At 33.8% G+C, this 16767-nt stretch carries 15 protein-coding genes and 3 pseudogenes; 12 read left to right on the top strand and 6 right to left on the bottom strand.

Features of this window, described 5'->3' with window-relative positions:
• Positions 1–24: 24 nt before the first annotated feature.
• Positions 25–885, bottom strand: a complete 861-nt coding sequence (locus tag BAOM_RS12130; protein WP_127760491.1) for a M56 family metallopeptidase — start codon at positions 883–885, stop codon at positions 25–27.
• A complete protein-coding gene (locus tag BAOM_RS12125; RefSeq protein WP_127760490.1) occupies positions 882–1298 on the bottom strand; it encodes a BlaI/MecI/CopY family transcriptional regulator in 417 nt (138 codons plus the stop codon). The genes BAOM_RS12130 and BAOM_RS12125 overlap by 4 nt, the downstream gene beginning before the upstream one ends.
• A 612-nt stretch (positions 1299–1910) precedes the next feature.
• On the opposite strand from BAOM_RS12125, the gene BAOM_RS12120 reads away from it, so the two are divergent.
• On the top strand, positions 1911–2411 hold the full coding sequence (locus tag BAOM_RS12120) for a hypothetical protein (RefSeq protein WP_180319781.1): 501 nt from the start codon (positions 1911–1913) through the stop codon (positions 2409–2411).
• A gap of 69 nt (positions 2412–2480) precedes the next feature.
• Here BAOM_RS12120 and BAOM_RS12115 read toward each other — a convergent pair whose 3' ends face one another.
• A complete protein-coding gene (locus BAOM_RS12115; RefSeq protein WP_127760489.1) occupies positions 2481–3026 on the bottom strand; it encodes a helix-turn-helix domain-containing protein in 546 nt (181 codons plus the stop codon).
• 209 nt (positions 3027–3235) lie between these two features.
• On the opposite strand from BAOM_RS12115, the gene BAOM_RS12110 reads away from it, so the two are divergent.
• The 7 genes and pseudogenes from BAOM_RS12110 (at position 3236) to BAOM_RS12080 (ending at position 10744) form a co-directional block, all read left to right on the top strand.
• Positions 3236–5173, top strand: a complete 1938-nt coding sequence (locus BAOM_RS12110; RefSeq protein WP_164853207.1) for a serine hydrolase domain-containing protein — start codon at positions 3236–3238, stop codon at positions 5171–5173.
• Positions 5174–5588: 415 nt separating this feature from the next.
• Positions 5589–6071 (top strand): DUF2975 domain-containing protein, encoded by a 483-nt coding sequence (locus tag BAOM_RS12105; protein WP_127760487.1) that lies wholly within the window; start codon positions 5589–5591, stop codon positions 6069–6071.
• An 11-nt stretch (positions 6072–6082) separates the two neighbouring features.
• Complete coding sequence (locus tag BAOM_RS12100; protein ID WP_127760486.1) at positions 6083–6298, top strand: helix-turn-helix domain-containing protein; 216 nt, start codon at positions 6083–6085, stop codon at positions 6296–6298.
• A 48-nt stretch (positions 6299–6346) separates the two neighbouring features.
• On the top strand, positions 6347–7594 hold the full coding sequence (locus BAOM_RS12095; protein WP_127760485.1) for a DUF4153 domain-containing protein: 1248 nt from the start codon (positions 6347–6349) through the stop codon (positions 7592–7594).
• 1050 nt (positions 7595–8644) lie between these two features.
• A pseudogene (locus BAOM_RS12090) lies at positions 8645–9356 on the top strand (IS6 family transposase).
• Positions 9357–9894: 538 nt separating this feature from the next.
• On the top strand, positions 9895–10080 hold the full coding sequence (locus BAOM_RS12085) for a hypothetical protein (protein WP_252289501.1): 186 nt from the start codon (positions 9895–9897) through the stop codon (positions 10078–10080).
• A 72-nt stretch (positions 10081–10152) separates the two neighbouring features.
• Positions 10153–10744, top strand: a pseudogene (locus BAOM_RS12080) (class I SAM-dependent methyltransferase).
• A gap of 553 nt (positions 10745–11297) precedes the next feature.
• Here BAOM_RS12080 and BAOM_RS25045 read toward each other — a convergent pair.
• The 3 genes from BAOM_RS25045 to BAOM_RS12075 all read right to left on the bottom strand — a co-directional run bounded on the left by BAOM_RS25045 (position 11298) and on the right by BAOM_RS12075 (position 13863).
• On the bottom strand, positions 11298–11423 hold the full coding sequence (locus tag BAOM_RS25045; protein WP_257467224.1) for a hypothetical protein: 126 nt from the start codon (positions 11421–11423) through the stop codon (positions 11298–11300).
• Positions 11424–11526: 103 nt separating this feature from the next.
• A complete protein-coding gene (locus tag BAOM_RS25515) occupies positions 11527–12237 on the bottom strand; it encodes a VC0807 family protein (protein ID WP_353737896.1) in 711 nt (236 codons plus the stop codon).
• A 690-nt stretch (positions 12238–12927) separates the two neighbouring features.
• Positions 12928–13863: an aldo/keto reductase gene (locus BAOM_RS12075; protein ID WP_127760483.1), complete on the bottom strand. Its 936-nt coding sequence runs from the start codon at positions 13861–13863 to the stop codon at positions 12928–12930.
• 275 nt (positions 13864–14138) lie between these two features.
• Between BAOM_RS12075 and BAOM_RS12070 the strand changes: the two are divergent.
• The 4 genes and pseudogenes from BAOM_RS12070 to BAOM_RS12055 form a co-directional block, all read left to right on the top strand.
• Positions 14139–14267, top strand: a pseudogene (locus BAOM_RS12070) (DoxX family membrane protein); the annotation flags it as partial.
• 38 nt (positions 14268–14305) lie between these two features.
• Positions 14306–15376 carry an LLM class flavin-dependent oxidoreductase gene (locus BAOM_RS12065; protein ID WP_127760482.1) on the top strand — a complete coding sequence of 357 codons (1071 nt, stop codon included), beginning with the start codon at positions 14306–14308 and terminating at the stop codon, positions 15374–15376.
• A 50-nt stretch (positions 15377–15426) separates the two neighbouring features.
• Entirely contained in the window at positions 15427–16023 is a 597-nt protein-coding gene (locus tag BAOM_RS12060) for an NADPH-dependent FMN reductase (RefSeq protein ID WP_127760481.1), read from the top strand.
• Positions 16024–16056: 33 nt separating this feature from the next.
• Positions 16057–16695: an NAD(P)-dependent oxidoreductase gene (locus tag BAOM_RS12055; protein WP_127760480.1), complete on the top strand. Its 639-nt coding sequence runs from the start codon at positions 16057–16059 to the stop codon at positions 16693–16695.
• The last annotated feature ends 72 nt before the right edge of the window (positions 16696–16767 follow it).

Below are 16767 nucleotides of genomic sequence, written 5' to 3'. Positions count from 1 at the left end.
TTTAAGACAGAAAAACTGTGACTATTAACTCATAGTCACTAGAATCATAACCGTCATAAGAAGCATTATATGGACCGAAGCCATAATCGAAGTTGTTTTCAGCTTTATTGGAATAGCCTGATGTGGATTCACTAATTGTTTCAGCCTGTAGTTTACCGATTCATCTGAGAAATGAGCCAGTACAGGAGAGGGTTTTCTGTTAAAGTGATGTTTAATTAATTTTAACAGCGCACTTCCTAATGCTGCTTCGGAACCCGTTTTATGAATGGCATATTGATCAGCTAATAACTCACTGATGATTTTATAATTCTGATAAGCCCATTTGGTCAGTGGAATAAACCATATAGTCTGTGAAATAAGCTGCAGGGTAAAAATCTTGAGCGAATCATTGTTTTTTTGATGGGATGTTTCATGTTCAATGACTGCATTCAATTCATATTCTTCGAGGATTTCGATTAAACCTGTAGAAAGGACAATGTTAGATTTTCTAAATCCTATTGTGAAAGCTAGTAGCTGATGATCTTGAATGACCAGGATATCCGATTTATACCTATGGAATTTTCTATTTAGAAGCTTTGTCAAATCGGTATCAACCATCTGAGAAATTTTCTTTTTAAACCTTCTCAATAAAAAATATTGGTGCCTAATTTTAATAAGTGTCATCAATATCGTATAAGCAATTAATACATTTAAAAACATACTAATTATGAATTGAATAGATATATTTTCATCAAACAAACTGAGACAAAGGGTAAAAAGATTCTTCTCTAGGTTTGTCCCTAAAAGAACATGAGCCAGATACATCCCGATTTGGCTCCAAACAAGAATCGTAATCAACAGACTTAAGCTTATGATAAATATAGATTTATTCTTCCACCATCTCATGGCTTTGTTCCTTTTAATTGTTTAATTTTTTGTTCTAATTTATCCAGTAATTCCTGATCTACATCTTGTATGGCATCAAGCATATGATTGATAACTAAACCACCAAATTCATCAAGAAGATTTTCTGTTAATTTTTTCGACTGTTCTTCCATAAATTCTTCTTTTGATTGAATAGGACGGAATAATGAAAGTCTTCCTTGCATTCTTTTTTCTAAAATACCCTTGTCTGTTAACCGCTTCATTACAGTCATAACCGTATTAAAATTAATTGGTTTGTCATCTTCTAAATGATGCAGGACTTCTTTAATGCTTCGTTCTCTTCCATCCCAGAGAATCTCCATGATTCTTGATTCTAAAGGACCGAAGAAGCGCTGAAGGCCAGCTTCGTTATATTTAAAGTTCTTAATGTTCAATTTACTCACCTTCCACTACATATTGTAGTGTATTAATTGTGGAATTTCCAGACTGATTGTTCAAACTTGAGCAATGTACTCTAAAAACTAGTCTTTTCATGACAAGATATTAGAACCTTATAATCATAATTAATAGAATAATAGCAACCCCCCTTTGAATGAAAGAGTGCAAGTAAGTACTTATTAACAAATAATACCACTGTTATTATAATAAAAAATCATGCAATTTTACCATTTTAAAGTCCTGGATTTTTGATTAGCGATTATTATATATGTTCAAAAAAGCGTTTCATAATCAATGCTAGACAACACAAATAGAAGGGGGGGACTTGTTTCACATCGTAAAATAAACAGAATGAAACTGGATTCCTAATTTCGCTATAATGAGGATCTGATAGTATTTAATTAACGAGCGCTTTCCTGTAAAAAGAATCAGCTATTTGCTATAAATTTGTGAATAATTGTACTTAAGTGAACGGGTGCTTATGTTTAAGATCTAGCTGCTATCGAAGGCAGCTTTTCTTCTTGTGCTAACGATGCAGAATAGTTGAATGAAAATATCAGAAAATTGGTATAATTAAACAAATTATTATTGATATTTAGGGGGATTCTATGAAAAAAATTAAGTTGATACTTACTTTATTTGCTATGTTATTTATCTTAGTAGCTTGTACATCGGATAAAACAGTAAAAAAAGAAATCGCCTTACCTGAAGATATTCCTGATTTTGTTCGAGTAAGTGATTTTGAAAAAACCAATTGGGAAAAGAAAGCGGTTGAGTTTGGTGATAGAAATATTATTGGAAATGAAAATAGATCAGGTGTTATTGGTGCAGATATGCCAAGTTTAAACGGTCAAAAGTGGATGTGGCATCTTTGGGGAGTTGAAGTACCAGAAAACAAGGAATTAACGGTTGTCGGTTTTCATAAAGAAACAGAAGCTGTTCATCAGATTTTTATAGATGGTTGGACTAAGGGACTTGGTAGCCCAAACAATGGTGCTGATGCACATATTCCTTCTAATGTAAAAATACAAGAGTCGGGAGATTGGGCGATGTTACTTTATACCGATGAAAAGTTATTTGATATATTGGTCTTTGAAATAAATGAATAAGAAACAACTTTAAAGAGCCTTACTACAACATAGATGTAGCAATACTAGATGCTTAAGAGGCATTGTCTCTTAAGCATCTGGAATAATTGTAACAGCAACTGTTCGAACTGGAGTATCTTCTGCATTGTTTTCATTTGCATTATGGTAGTACTTATTAATTAATTCGTTTAATTCATTTTGGAATTGCTTGAATTTTTCATCATCTAACGTTAACTCGGCTAAAGAAAAAGTAGCACTATCCTCTGACCTGTTTTGCTCTTCTAATTTTTTAAGATAACTTTGATATTGATACAAAAGAGATAATTGGTAGTAAGTAACATAATCAAGTTTCTGCTGTTGCGATGCTTTTTTCCATTCCTCCGCATCGATTTTAGCTTCATCTTCTTTTAAAGCATAATATTTTTCAGAAACTGATTTCACTTTTTTTTCTTTAATAACGTGAATAATTCCAGAATCCATCATAATTTGTAACTGTCTATATAGAGTTGCTTGAGGTACATCTTTAATGATTTTGACCATTTCTAAAGGTGTTAATCCATTTTCTTTATTTCTCATTAATGATTGGCAAATTTTCATTCTAACGGGATGCATTAAAACATCAACTTTATTGACCATAATATCCCCTCTTATTCATCCGATTTTTCATTCCTATTATAAATAATGAGAATAATTATTGCAATCATCCAACTTTTATTTTATCATTATCGATAATGATAATAAAATTTGGTTATACAGAGTTAAATGCTCTTAGAGATATTGATTTTATAGCTTTTCTCTAAGGGTGTTAATCTAAGACTAATATTTTTATGAGAGGGGATACGAAAATGATAAAAAGAATAGGATTGATATTAACAGTTAGTATTATTATGTTTTTGACTGTTTTTGGACTAAGTACAAAACTTAGTTTTGCAGCCGAATTAAAGAAAATTAACGGGGAAACACCTTCGGGTATTCCATTGAATAAGATGGAAGAAAAGATAGATCAATATGTATCGAAGTATTTAGATAAAACAACACCAGGAGCTGCAATTGCAGTTGTGAAAGATGGTCAAATTATTCTCTCAAAAGGCTATGGATATGCGGATGTTGAAAAGCAAATTCCCGTTGATCCATCAAAGACAGTTTTTGAATGGGCATCCATAAGTAAATTATTCACTTGGACATCTGCAATGCAATTAGTTGAACAAGGTAAACTTGATTTAGATGAGGATATTAAAACATATCTACCTTCTGACTTTGCAAAAAAACTTAATTTCCAACAAACTGTTACAATGAGAGATCTTATGAATCATGCTGCTGGATTTGGAGACTACGCCTTTAATACAATTGCTTTTTCAAAGGATGGATTATTCCCTCTTGAAGAAGCATTACTACTTGATAAATCTAAACAGTATTATAAAGTGGGAACAGCTAGTTCGTATAGTAACTATGGAGCATCTCTTGCTGGTTATGTAGTGGAATGTATAAGTAAACAGCCATTTCATGATTATGAACGGGAACATTTATTTAATGTACTTGAGATGAATAATACAACGGGAAATACAACATTTGATGATAATAAAAAACTTTTAGAAACAAAAGCAAGGGGATATTTACCAAATCCAGAAGGAGGTTTCCTACTTGGTAATTGGTCATATGTTTCTCATTATCCAGCAGGTTCTATAAACGGTACGGTAGAAGATTTGGCGAAATATGCAATTGCAATAACTCCAGAAAAAGGTCAAAAGTCACCACTGTTTGATAATTCAGATACATTAGAAACTATGTTTTCACCAAGTTACAGTTTAGATGGAGAAATGGTTGGAACGGCACATGGTTTTTTTGAATATGTGGGAGAATACCGTACTATTGGTCATGGAGGTAATACTGCAACATTTTCAAGTCAATTTGCGATAGTACCTGAAGAAAGATTTGGAATTGTAATCCTTACAAATGCAAGTGCTGAAATGGACATTCTATTTGGAGTACAAGAATTGTTAATTGGTAAAAAGCATACAGAGAGTAAAGTTCCTTATCAAAAACTACCTTCTTCAAATGAAGTAGATGGAAAATATGTTCCATTTCAACGGCAAGAGGGAAATTTTTTAGAATTTGCAAATTATCAAAATTTATATACTATTAGTGCAACGAACAAAAATGAAATCACAATGAGTTTAGGGCAATATAAAGGTACTTATGTACAGACGAAACCATATTATTATGAACTTGTTAAAGAAAATTTCCCTATTTTTAGAAATGCGTATCCCGTTTTACAATTCAAAATGGAAGAAGGCAAAGTGAAACAGATAATTGTAGGACATGGTATGGATTTATCTGAACTACCACCTGATAGAACAATCCCAGTTTTAATTGCTAGTGTTTTAGTATTATTAAGTACAACTCTGTATTTCTTAATTGCACCACTGATTTTACTCATTCTTAAATTTAAAAATAGAAAGAAACAATTAGAATTAGAAGATAAAAGATTTAATTTCTACTATTCAATGTTAATATTATGTGGTAAAATAACCGTTTTAAACAATCTAATATGTATTACTAGAATTATGATGAATAAATTTCGTACTTTTGCGGAGGTCAAACCTCATCTTTTACTGAATTATCCTTTACTCGTATGTACAGTTATTGCAGCCTTCTTCTCTATCAAATATATGAGAAAAATAGTAAGTTCTAAAAAACGTAAAGTATTTTATTTTCTTACAATTACTTTGTTAACTTTATTATTTGCATTATTAATAGGATGGAATTTCTTTATTGTTGTATAAATAATTAGCTAACTATGATTGTCAGTGTTGTTGAACAATTCTATATGGAAAATCATGATAGAGAAGAATAGAAGAACCCACAAATTGGTGAAGTAAATCAAATATTACAGTTCCGAGATTTTCATTAAAAAAGTTAACAGTACTTTATATAATTATCTTGTTCAGCTAACTGGGGCTTTACTTCAATGTGGAGTGAAGCCTTTTTCTTATTCAAGTAACGAAGCAGTTAGCTGTACAAGTTATAAATTTAATGGTTTAAAGTTATAGAGCATTTCTTTGAATGAGGAATGCTTTTTATTTTTGCTTAAAACAAAAACCTACAATAAAAATGTTATTCAAATTAATAAAAATTTATTGTAAAACGATAAAGTATATATTAAAATCGAAATCAGAATAAATAAGTGAGGTGCTTTTTATGGAAAAAGTAATAACGTTGTTTTTAAAAATAGCTGTTATTCTTTTAGGAGTCCCAGTTCTTGCTCTGTGCATCTTTTTGGTGCCTGAGATGGCGAATCTTGCAGCAAAATTGCTTCCAGAGTTTGCTTTTATAAAATATCTCGTTTTCATCGCTTTTGATGCATCGGCGATACCTTTTTACTTTGCTCTGTATCAGGCTTTCAAACTCTTACGCTATATTGACAAAAATAAAGCTTTCTCCGATTTATCTGTAAAAGCTTTAAAGAAAATCAAATACTGTGCCATCACAATCAGTATTTTGCATGTGCTAGTTTGGCCGCTCTTCTATATCTTTGCGGAAGTAGACGACGCACCAGGAGTTATCTTTGTCGGATTGGTTGTTCCTTTTGCTTCGATGGTTATCGCAGTCTTTGCAGCTGTTCTCCAAAAACTTTTACAAGAAGCAATTAATATCAAATCAGAAAATGATTTAACGGTCTGAGGTGAATAACAATGGCAATTATAATCAATATTGATGTGATGTTAGCCAAAAGGAAAATGAGCGTAACAGAACTTTCGGAGAAGGTTGGAATAACAATGGCGAACCTTTCTATATTGAAAAATGGAAAGGCAAAAGCGATTCGATTATCCACTTTAGAGGCAATTTGTAAGGCTTTAAAATGTCAGCCTGGAGATATTTTAGAATATAAAAGTGACGAAGACAGTTAAACATCGTGGAGGAAACTTAATATAACAATTATTAGGGGAGGTATAACTATGGACATTAACAATTTGATTATTGAAAATATTGCTAACCCTCATGAGCTGGAGAGAATATATAGAAAAGACCCGAAAGCTTTTAAAAAGTCATTCTCACACGCATGGGAACAAAATCCTGATTCTCAGGTTCTTGGTGCTTGGTATGAAAGATTGCATTTCAAGGAGACGGCAAATACAGAAAAACCTTCCTTGCTTCAAAAAGGTTTCTTATTCATGGGCATTTTAGCCATTCTGGCCGGGATAAGCACCAGGATCATTTTCCATTTTGTCGAACAGGAAGCAATTGCTCCAATTAACCTGGCTTTTGGTATAATTCCCTTTATTGCTGCCTATTTTGTTTACAATAATACTCCGAAAAAAAGTGTTATTTATTCCCTTGCAGCGTTGTTCCTAATTTCCGGGTTTTATCTTAATATGCTGCCATTAAATTATAAAGACAGTATTATCCTTGCTTATTTACACCTTCCCATATTCTTATGGGTATTGGTAGGGCTTGCATTTACAGGAAATGAATATTCAAAAGGCAGTACAAGATTAGCCTATATTAAATTTAATTTGGAATATTGTATTCTCTACGCCAGCATGGCAGTTAGCGGAATGGTACTAGCAGCATTAACCATGCAGTTATTTAGCTTTGTTGGCTTGGATATAGAAGACTTCTATTTTAGTAATGTCGTTTTATTTGGTGCTGCCGCTCTCGCTATTGTGGCTGCATACCTGGTATCAATGAATCTTAAACTTGCTAAGAATATTACACCATATATAGCTAAAATTTTTAGTCCTCTTGTCCTAGTCACATTATTGGTCTATCTTATAACGGTTATATGGGTCGGAAAAAATCCATTCTTGGACCGCAATTTCCTGATAGCCTTCAACGGAATACTCCTTGGTGTATTGGCCGTTACCATATTTTCCATTATCGAGAGCGACTCAGACGAGAAAAAGAACATTTCAGATTATATAAATCTTGCCTTAATTGTTCTTGCACTTATCATTGACAGTGTGGCTTTGTCAGCCATCGTGTTCAGACTTTCTTCTTATGGGATTACGCCTAATAGACTTGCTGTTTTAGGAGTAAACATACTTATCTGGGCAAATCTAATTTGGATTATGCTCTCCTATATGCGTTTTCTACAAAACAAATCCGGACCTTCAACTATCCAAGATGCCGTTACTAAGTATTTGCCGGTCTACGGACTTTGGGCAGCTTTCGTTACATTTACTTTTCCTATAATTTTTAATTAGAAAGGCTCTGTTAATGTAACGAAAAGCTAATCTTCTATAACGTATAAAATCCTTAGAGCTGATATTATGCAGCTTTTTATACAGAGTTGCATAGTTTTGGCTTATTTTCATTACTAAAGTTAAAAAGAGGGTATTCAAACTAGAAGACATAATATATTGTTGCAACTGGATTCTTTAAAATATGTCCAGTTTCATGTGCCCAACGAAAAAGGAATTCATGAAACGTATTTGATAAGCTAAACTTGCAGGTTTTAAGTTTGAGTTTGATTTAGATTAAATGTGAAAAGATGTACTTACACTAAAGAGGGCGTTAGTTGAAGAAGAATTAAGTAATATTATGAGTGAGGTCAGACTTATTCAATTAAAGGGCGCATACCAGAATAAAAAATGCGCTCTTTCTTTATGTAAGGGGAGTTTGTGAAATAAGACATAAAACTAAAGGTCCTTTAGTTTCACAAGTAATAAATTACCAATAAAAAAGGTTATAACATTCTGAGATAATCAAAGTGTATGTAAAATATTTAAAACCACTGTGGTGATGAAATGAAGAAATGTCCCTCAAATCTAATATCTATTATGCTTTATACAATATTTGTAGTAAGTACGATTATTAAGTTGTTTATTGTATATAGGGATATTGATAATTCGTTTTCTTTTAAATTTCTAATTAGCTATGTAATTTTTCTAATTCTATTTTTTATTTATTTTATTATTATAATTCTAATCCATTTGAGAAAATTAAAATGGTTGGATATTAGAAAAAGAATGTATAGATTTCTTACTTCTATTGTTTTTCTTAGTGGGACGAGTATCATTTATTATTATTTTTTTAAACCAGCAGAAATAGATTATTATAGGATTTTTTCAATTGCTTTGGGTTTATCACTAGGGGTCGCTTTTTTTGATTTGGTGTTCTCTAGAAAAAAGAAAACTAAAATGTAAATTAACTTTTTATTCAGGGCTCTGGTGCAAAAATTTCAGTTAACTTGAAACTAATCTCTAAATCTTGGACATACTGATACTACTAAACTAAAAGAGACGTGTATAGGTATGAAAAAACCAGTAGAATTCAAATGGAAGCATGATCAGCTTGACATTATTTTATTAACGGTTAGATGGTACCTACGGTACAGCCTCAGTTTTCGTGATTTGGTGGAAACGATGAAGGAACGAGGCTTATCGATAGCTCATACAACTATTATGCGTTGGGTGCATCAATATGGACTTGAATTAGATGAATGAGTACGATGTTATCTTAAAATAACCAATGATTCCTGGAGAGTCGATGAAACCTATGTGAAAGTCAAAGGTCAATGGATGTATCTGTATCGTGCCGTTGATTCAGAAGGGAATACCATTGATTTTTATCTAAGTAAAGCAAGAAATAAACAAGCAGCCAAACGCTTTTTTTAGAAAGCCTTGGCTTTTTCGCACGTTTCTAAGCCTCGTGTGATAACAGTAGACAAGAACCCAGCTTATCCCATCGCTATTCAAGAGTTAAGAGAAGAAAAACAGATGCCTGAAGGCATCCAACTAAGGCAAGTTAACTATCTATCTCAACAATATCGTGGAACAGGATTATCGCTTTATTAAAAAACAAATTCGCCCGATGCTTGGATTAAAGTCCTTACGGACTGCCAAGCGAATGATTGCGGGGCTAGAGGCTATGCACATAATCAAAAAAGGACAGACTCTTCAAAGGGAGAAGTCTGTCCAAAATCAAAAAGAATTCATCCATCAACTGTTTGGACTAGTTGCATAAGACCAGGGGTCACTGGAAATCTTTCGCCTTTTTATATTTTCTTCAAGTTTTTGCACCAGAACCTTATTAAAATGAACCAACTTTTTTTCATAGACAAACCCCTTTCAATTATTGTTGAGAGTTTCATAGGCTAATAATGGGTTTGTATGCAACTTGATTTACGATTGATTTTTATATTAGCTACACAAAATTTAAAAGACAAGAAAGTGTGAGACTTTTCACAAAATGTTCGAAAAAGAAAAAATTAATTTGGGGTTAAATATTTTTAGTTTTACTTCATAAAAATCCATGCTACACGGAGCACCAAGTATAAAAAGGTGTATTAAAAGGAACTTAAATAAAAAGTGGATGGTTAAAATAATAGTTAAGTGGATGATTATTTATGAATGCACTTACCTTATAATCTAATTATTTAGCAGGAATTACTGATTAAAAGGATAATCTTTAATATAAAAGTGAGTTCAATTACTGTGTAACTTACTTAACCCCACTTAATTTATGTATAAATAAAATGCCTTAGAGGTGGCACATGAAGATTATGTATGCTTTAGTAATTATTATTTTAATAATAGCTATTGTTTTAACACTGTTAATCGCAGGGAAGGGTGACGATAATTATAGTAGCTCAACCAAAAGAAATTTTACAAATTTAACTTTAATTTATGTGGTCATTATTATCTTTGGTTTAATTGCCCTTGGTATATATATTAGTCTTTTTTCTTAAAACAAATTATGTGGTTTTTGAACCTATTATTTTAATAATGATAATAGGGAATCAAGTTTTATAGAAAATCAAATGATGTGGGGATTTGAACCTTCAGACTCCGCAATCTTGACAAAGGACTTTTTCCTTGAAAAGAAAGTTAAGGATATATTGATTCCTGGTATTGGATATGTGTAGAAATACAAAGGTTTTTATTGACAACAGTATAAATGTAACAGGTATTGAGATTTCAAAAACAGCGATTGAATTGGCAAGACAAAATGGGCTTAATATTAGTATTTTTCATGGTTCAGTAACCGATATGCCTTTTGATAACAAACTTTATGATAGTATATTTTGTTATGCACTTATTCACTTATTGAATAATCATGAGAGAGATAAGTTTATTAAAGATTGCTATAATCGGTTAAAGCCAAACGGATATATGATTTTTACTACTATTTCAAAAGAAGTCCAAATGTTTGGAAAGGTCAAACAACTGGGTAAAGCCTATTTCGAGATAATGGAAGGGGTAAAAATGTTTTTTTATGATTCTGACTCGATAAAACAAGAATTTGGAAAATATGGACGGATAGAATTTTCGGAAATTGTTGAGCCACATAAGAATATGGAAAATAAACCACCATTTAAATTTATAATGATAAAATGTCAAAAAGAACTATAATTACAATTGCATAAAAAATCAAAAATAGTGAATTGTTAATTGATAAGGCCTATGTGTAACCTATTCCCTAAGACCTTCAAGTGCTTACGCATTATTCTTAAAAGAGATAGCTGAATAGCTTTGTTTTAATAACGATGACCAATAAAAAGAGCATTGATGTCGATTCAATGCTCTTTTTATTCCCGTTTATTTGTCCAGCTTTCCATTATTATGTATGTATGATTCACTGAGAATTTCCTAAAGTGACGGTTGACACAAAAGTCCTTACTATCTTGTAAATATAAGAATAATAAATAATTTACGCGACTAATTGTTTAATATGTTAAAGAACTCTGTATTAAATTAAAAACAGTTTTTTTCTTTTTGCTCTTGTTGATGTTGACAACATTTTAGCATGTTATTCAATTAAAGGGCCATTTAATGGAATAACACTTAAAAAGGTAATTGGTATACAGAGAAGATTGTGAAGAAATGTACCTAAGCTAATGTTGAATCACGTTACAGGTTTTATCAATTCAACAGTTTAAAATTTTCTTTTAAGAATGTTATATAATCATAATTTTTTTAATTCTTTATTCACAATGTATCTTGGTTTTCTTGATACTACGATTAACGAAATAATAAAGCTAATCCCTAAGAGTGATGATAATACCCACGCAAATAGTTCGATGGATGCCATAGTTTATTCCTCCTTATTTTGTGTGTTTTTTAAAGATATTCCCGCTGGCTTTACTTTGAAGTCCACGGTGCTTTTTTAATTAACGTTTAATTAAAATTCAATACTACCGCTTATGAGTGCTAAAATAAAAGTAAGTCCGTTCAAAATGATAGGAAGTCCAGTGGGATGATAGAGGAAGCGATTTTCTTCTTGGATATGCTATTGGAATTTTTTTGACCGGAGTTATTTCGTTTATAGCCTGATGAATAAAGAAGAAGATAGCTAACGAGGCACTCGACAACATGATATTAAGGGACTTATCCAGTATAATATCAAGGCGGTATGCTTCTACCCCGTATTTCATGATCCATCTTGATAAACACACAATATATATCAGTTCATTCGCACAGTATATGAGCGTTATCAGTTGAAAAAGCTTGTATGTCTTCTTTTCAAAAAAAAGCTCTTTTGTTATTTTTCTGTCATAGCCCCTCATCGCCATCAGATCCAGTGTAAAGTATAAATAAAGCGGCTTCCTGGCTGCGACGCTTACAGAATATATAAATAATAAGGCGACTGAGTAAAAAACATTATTCCATAACAGCTGCAAGGCAGACCCAGACAAGAAATCCACCAATAGGCCTGCAGTTAAATTTAGGAAGACACATATTCCCGTATAATTAAGCCTTCCAGTATCATTGAATCGGTACAAGCAATAAAGGATCCCCGGCAGCGTGGAGAGAATCATGGCAGGATAGTCCCCTACAACCTCCCGACACAGCTCCCAAAATACCAAAGGGAAGATAAAAAACAGTACAAAATCTACTATCAGCATTAATGTAGGCCTCATATTCTTCACCGTACTTTCCTCAGTCATTCAATATATATGGACCAACCTCAATAAAAAGAACAAGCTTACAATTCTCTGTGTTTTTTTCAGACTATTTAGTCTTATTTTGAAGTTTTTTGATACGAGAATACTATTATGAATTTTAATTTTCTCCACATTATCGGAACTACTTACTAACAATGATAGGGGGCTTAAATTTTTCCCGAAATATATTAACCGGTATGGAACGAGAAAAAATAAGTCACTTTTTATGATAAAGAAGGGATTGTGAATGATTGTATTTAAACTATAGGCGGCGTTAGTTGAAGAAGAATTAAGTGATATTATGAGTGAGGTCAGATTTTAGTTATTCAATTAAAGGGCGCGATTGTGGAATAAAACTTAGATTTTCAAATGACTTTATTGCTAAAGCATCCTTTATAAACATAAGTATACCCCCATCTAAAACAGGACGGGGGTATACGTGTTTGAAGTATTAAAATTAAATAACTTATTGTAATCTTGACATTTACGTATTGCACGTGGTGACAGCTTCACTGGTACTACCTCATATTATGAATTGTTCAAAAGTAAAAATATAACAGAGCTACGTTTTTGATGAACTCGATTCAGGAAAGTGAATGGTTCGAATAACGGTTTGTACATTTCCGTCATATGTGATTTCTTCTAGTTTTTTTATGATTGGAAAGTACAATCAATGTCTCGAATCTCTTCTGCTGTTAATTGCACATCTAATGTTTTTAAATTATCTAGTACTTGTTCCGCTCTCTTCGCACCTGGAATCACAACGTCAATGGAAGCGCGTGTTAAATACCAAGCTAAGACGATATGGGCAACGTCTGTTTGTTTAGCATCAGCAATTTTACGTATCTTTTCTACTTTTTCTAAGTTTTGTGTAAATGCTGCTCCTTGTAAATGCGGCATTTGTGAACGAAGATCATTAAATACCATGTCTTTATTGTATTTACCTGCTAATATGCCAGCTGCTAGAGGGAAGTAAGGTATAAATGAAATATTCTGCTCTGCTGTATAGGGGAGTAATTCTTTTTCCGCAGATCGTTGTAATAAATTATATTCACCTTGATAAACATCGACATACCCGTCTGTATTCGCTTCTTTTAACTGATCCATTGAGAAGTTAGAAACACCAATCGCTCTAATTTTTCCTTCGTCTTTCAATTGTTTTAATGCACCAACCGCCTCATCTTTTGGTGTATCGTTATCCGGAAAATGTATATAAAATAAATCGATGTAATCCGTTTGCAGACGTTTTAAGCTCTCCTCAACAGCTTGTTTTAGAAAGTGCGGAGAATTGTCGATCACAACATCTTGTCCAACAAATTTATGTGCACCTTTGGTGGCAATAACAATGTCGCTGCGTTTTCCTGTTTCTTTCATGACTTCTCCCACTAATTCTTCAGAACGCCCTGGTCCGTAAATGAATGCTGTATCTAGAAAGTTAACCCCGTGATTAATTGCTGCTCGCACTAACTCTTTTCCTGCCTCTTCATTTAAATTAGGGTAAAGATTATGACCTCCGACAGCATTCGTTCCAAGTCCAATCGGATTGACGTATATATCTGTTTTTCCTAATTGTGTTTGCTTAGTCATTTTCATTCCTCTTTTCACATTTTTTATTTTGCAGACAAGTTAAACAACTATAGTAAAAAATAAATCATTTCAAATTTAGGACAAATAATAGATTGCTTTGTATATTTTTACACCCTTCTATTTATACTATAATACATATCTATTTATTAGTAATAATTTATTATAAACTTACTTGACAAAAGCAATTTCTATAAATAAACTAACTTACATAAAGTAACTTAAAAGAAATAAAAAATGAGTTAGGAAAAGTTATATGAAGTGCAGTTTTAGGACTTATTTTCTTCAGTCATGGGTTATCAAAGTTTCAAGGTGGAATAACTAGCACTTTCAGCTTTTTTGACAGCATTGGAATTCCAGGGTTTATGGCTTATGTTCTTGCATTAATCACAATCCTTCTGGGAATCGAATTCTGTTAGAGATTTAGCGGAAGGAAGATGTATATATGGAAGCTTCTGAGGGTTTGAAACATACAGGAATCGAAATTGGTCTCTACACGCTTGCAGATATCGGTCCTGATCCTCATACAGGAAAAACAGTTAGTGCTCATCAGCGAATCAAGGAAATCATTCAAGCCGCAAAGCTTGCTGATGAGGCTGGACTTGATGTCTTTGGGGTGGGGGAACATCATCGATTAGACTATGCGGTATCAGCTCCTCCAGTTGTTTTGGCAGCCATTGCCCAAGCAACTAAGCGAATTAAATTGACAAGTACCACTACTGTGCTAAGCACAGTGGATCCGGTTCGCTTGTTCGAGGACTTTGCAACCTTAGATTTACTTTCGGATGGTCGTGCAGAAATCATCGCTGGCCGGGGAGCGTTTGTGGAATCTTTTCCTCTCTTTGGTTTTGACACAAATGACTACGATGCACTGTTTTCAGAAAATATGGATTTATTTTTAAAGCTGAATGAAAACGAGAGAATCTCTTGGAATGGACGGTTTCGCTCCTCATTAAGGGAAGCTGAAATTGCACCGCGACCTGCTCAAAGTCAATTGCCAATCTGGATTGGAGTTGGGGGGACACCGGAGAGTGCAGTCCGTGCCGGTAAATTAGGAGTTGGTATGGCATTAGCTATCCTCGGAGGCGATCCAGTGAGATTTAAGCCGCTGGTTGATCTATACTATAGAGCTGGCATCGAGGCCGGACACGATTTGGAAAATCTCAAGATTGGTGTAACAGGTCATGGATACATCTCAAAAACAACCCCGCAAGCCAAGGATGAGTTCTATCCCTATTATTCAAATTACTGGTCATACGTTAATCGTCAACGAGGAATGGGGTTTAGGATGTCAAGAGCAGATTTTGAGCAAATGACGAGTCCGGGTACTGCTTTGTTTGTTGGTAGTCCACAGCAGATTGTTGAGAAAATTCTCCACCAATATGAGCTTTTCGGGCATAGTCGTTTCTTAGCGCAGATGGACATAGGGGGACTGCCGTTTAAGAAAGTAGCTGAGGGCATTGAGTTGTTAGCAACGGAGGTAGCTCCAATTGTTCGGAAAGAAACGAATAAGTGAGTTTTAAACAAGCAAACATTAGTTATTAAAACATATAGGCGGTGTGGAAGATGGGTTTTTTGGAAAAACTATTTGGGAAACAAACGAAGGAGGAAGAAATAATGACTGAAAAATTAAACATTGGAATTATCTTAGGAAGCACACGTCAAGGACGCGTAAGTCCACAGGTAGGAGAATGGGTAAAAGAAATTGCGGACAAACGTGGAGATGCAAATTATGAAATAGTAGATATTGCTGATTTTAATTTACCGTTCTTAGGAACAACTGATGGGACGGAACCGGGAATTGCAGCTTGGAATGAAAAACTTGCAAATTTAGATGGATTCGTGTTCATTGTTCAGGAGTATAACCACAGTATTACAGGAGCATTAAAAAATGCCCTTGATTTTGCGCGTGAAGCATGGAACAACAAAGCGGCCGGTATCGTTAGCTATGGGTCTACTGGTGGTGCTCGTGCAGCAGAACATTTACGTGGAATTTGCGGTGAATTAAAAATTGCGGACGTTCGTGCACATCCAACATTGTCTTTGTTTCTAGATTTTGAAAATGGAACTGATTTCAAACCTCAAGCCTTACATCTTGATAATGTCAATGCGATGCTTGGTGAAGTTGTGGAATGGAGTGGCGCCTTAAAAACTTTAAGATAAAAAATAGAAATTAGGGAGAATGGAGTGACAATTATGAAGATTGCAGTTATTGGGGCAAGCGGAAAAGCAGGACAGTTTATTTTAAAAGAAGGAATCGGACGAGGTCATCAAGTCACAGCTGTTGTTAGAGATGCGTCGAAGCTTACAGAGAAAAACGGGGCAGTTATTGAAAAAAGTATATTTGACCTAACTTCAGAGGATTTAAAGCTGTTTGATGTAGTCGTTAATGCTTTCGGTGCTCCTCTTGGCGAAGAGCAAGCCCATGTCGACGCTGGTCATGCACTCATTGAGGCACTTAAAGGAACAAACACAAGAGGGATCATTGTCGGAGGAGCAGGGAGTCTTTTTGTAGATGAAAATAAAACCGTTAGAGTCATGGATACACCTGATTTTCCTGATATGTTTAAACCTACAGCATCAGGTCAGGCACGAAATCTCAAAGAATTACAGGAAACATCCGGTATCACGTGGACATTCATCAGTCCTTCAGCTATGTTTGATCCTGAAGGAAAGAGAACGGGATCCTATCAAACAGGAAAAGATCATCTACTTGTTAATTCACAAGGCGACAGCTATATTAGCTATGCGGACTATGCAATTGCCGTACTAGATGAAATAGAAAAACCTCAGCATATGAATGAAAGATTCACAGTAGTCGGTGAAGCTAAATAAAAATCTGGATTTGTATCCAGCGAGACTGTCCTAAAAGTCATGAAAAGTGGCTTTTGAGGGCAGTTTTTTGGA

Source organism: Peribacillus asahii (assembly GCF_004006295.1).
GTDB classification, from domain to species: Bacteria; Bacillota; Bacilli; order Bacillales; family DSM-1321; genus Peribacillus; species Peribacillus asahii_A.
Note: the sequence above shows the minus strand (reverse complement) of the source record. Positions and strands in the feature narration are given on the sequence as shown.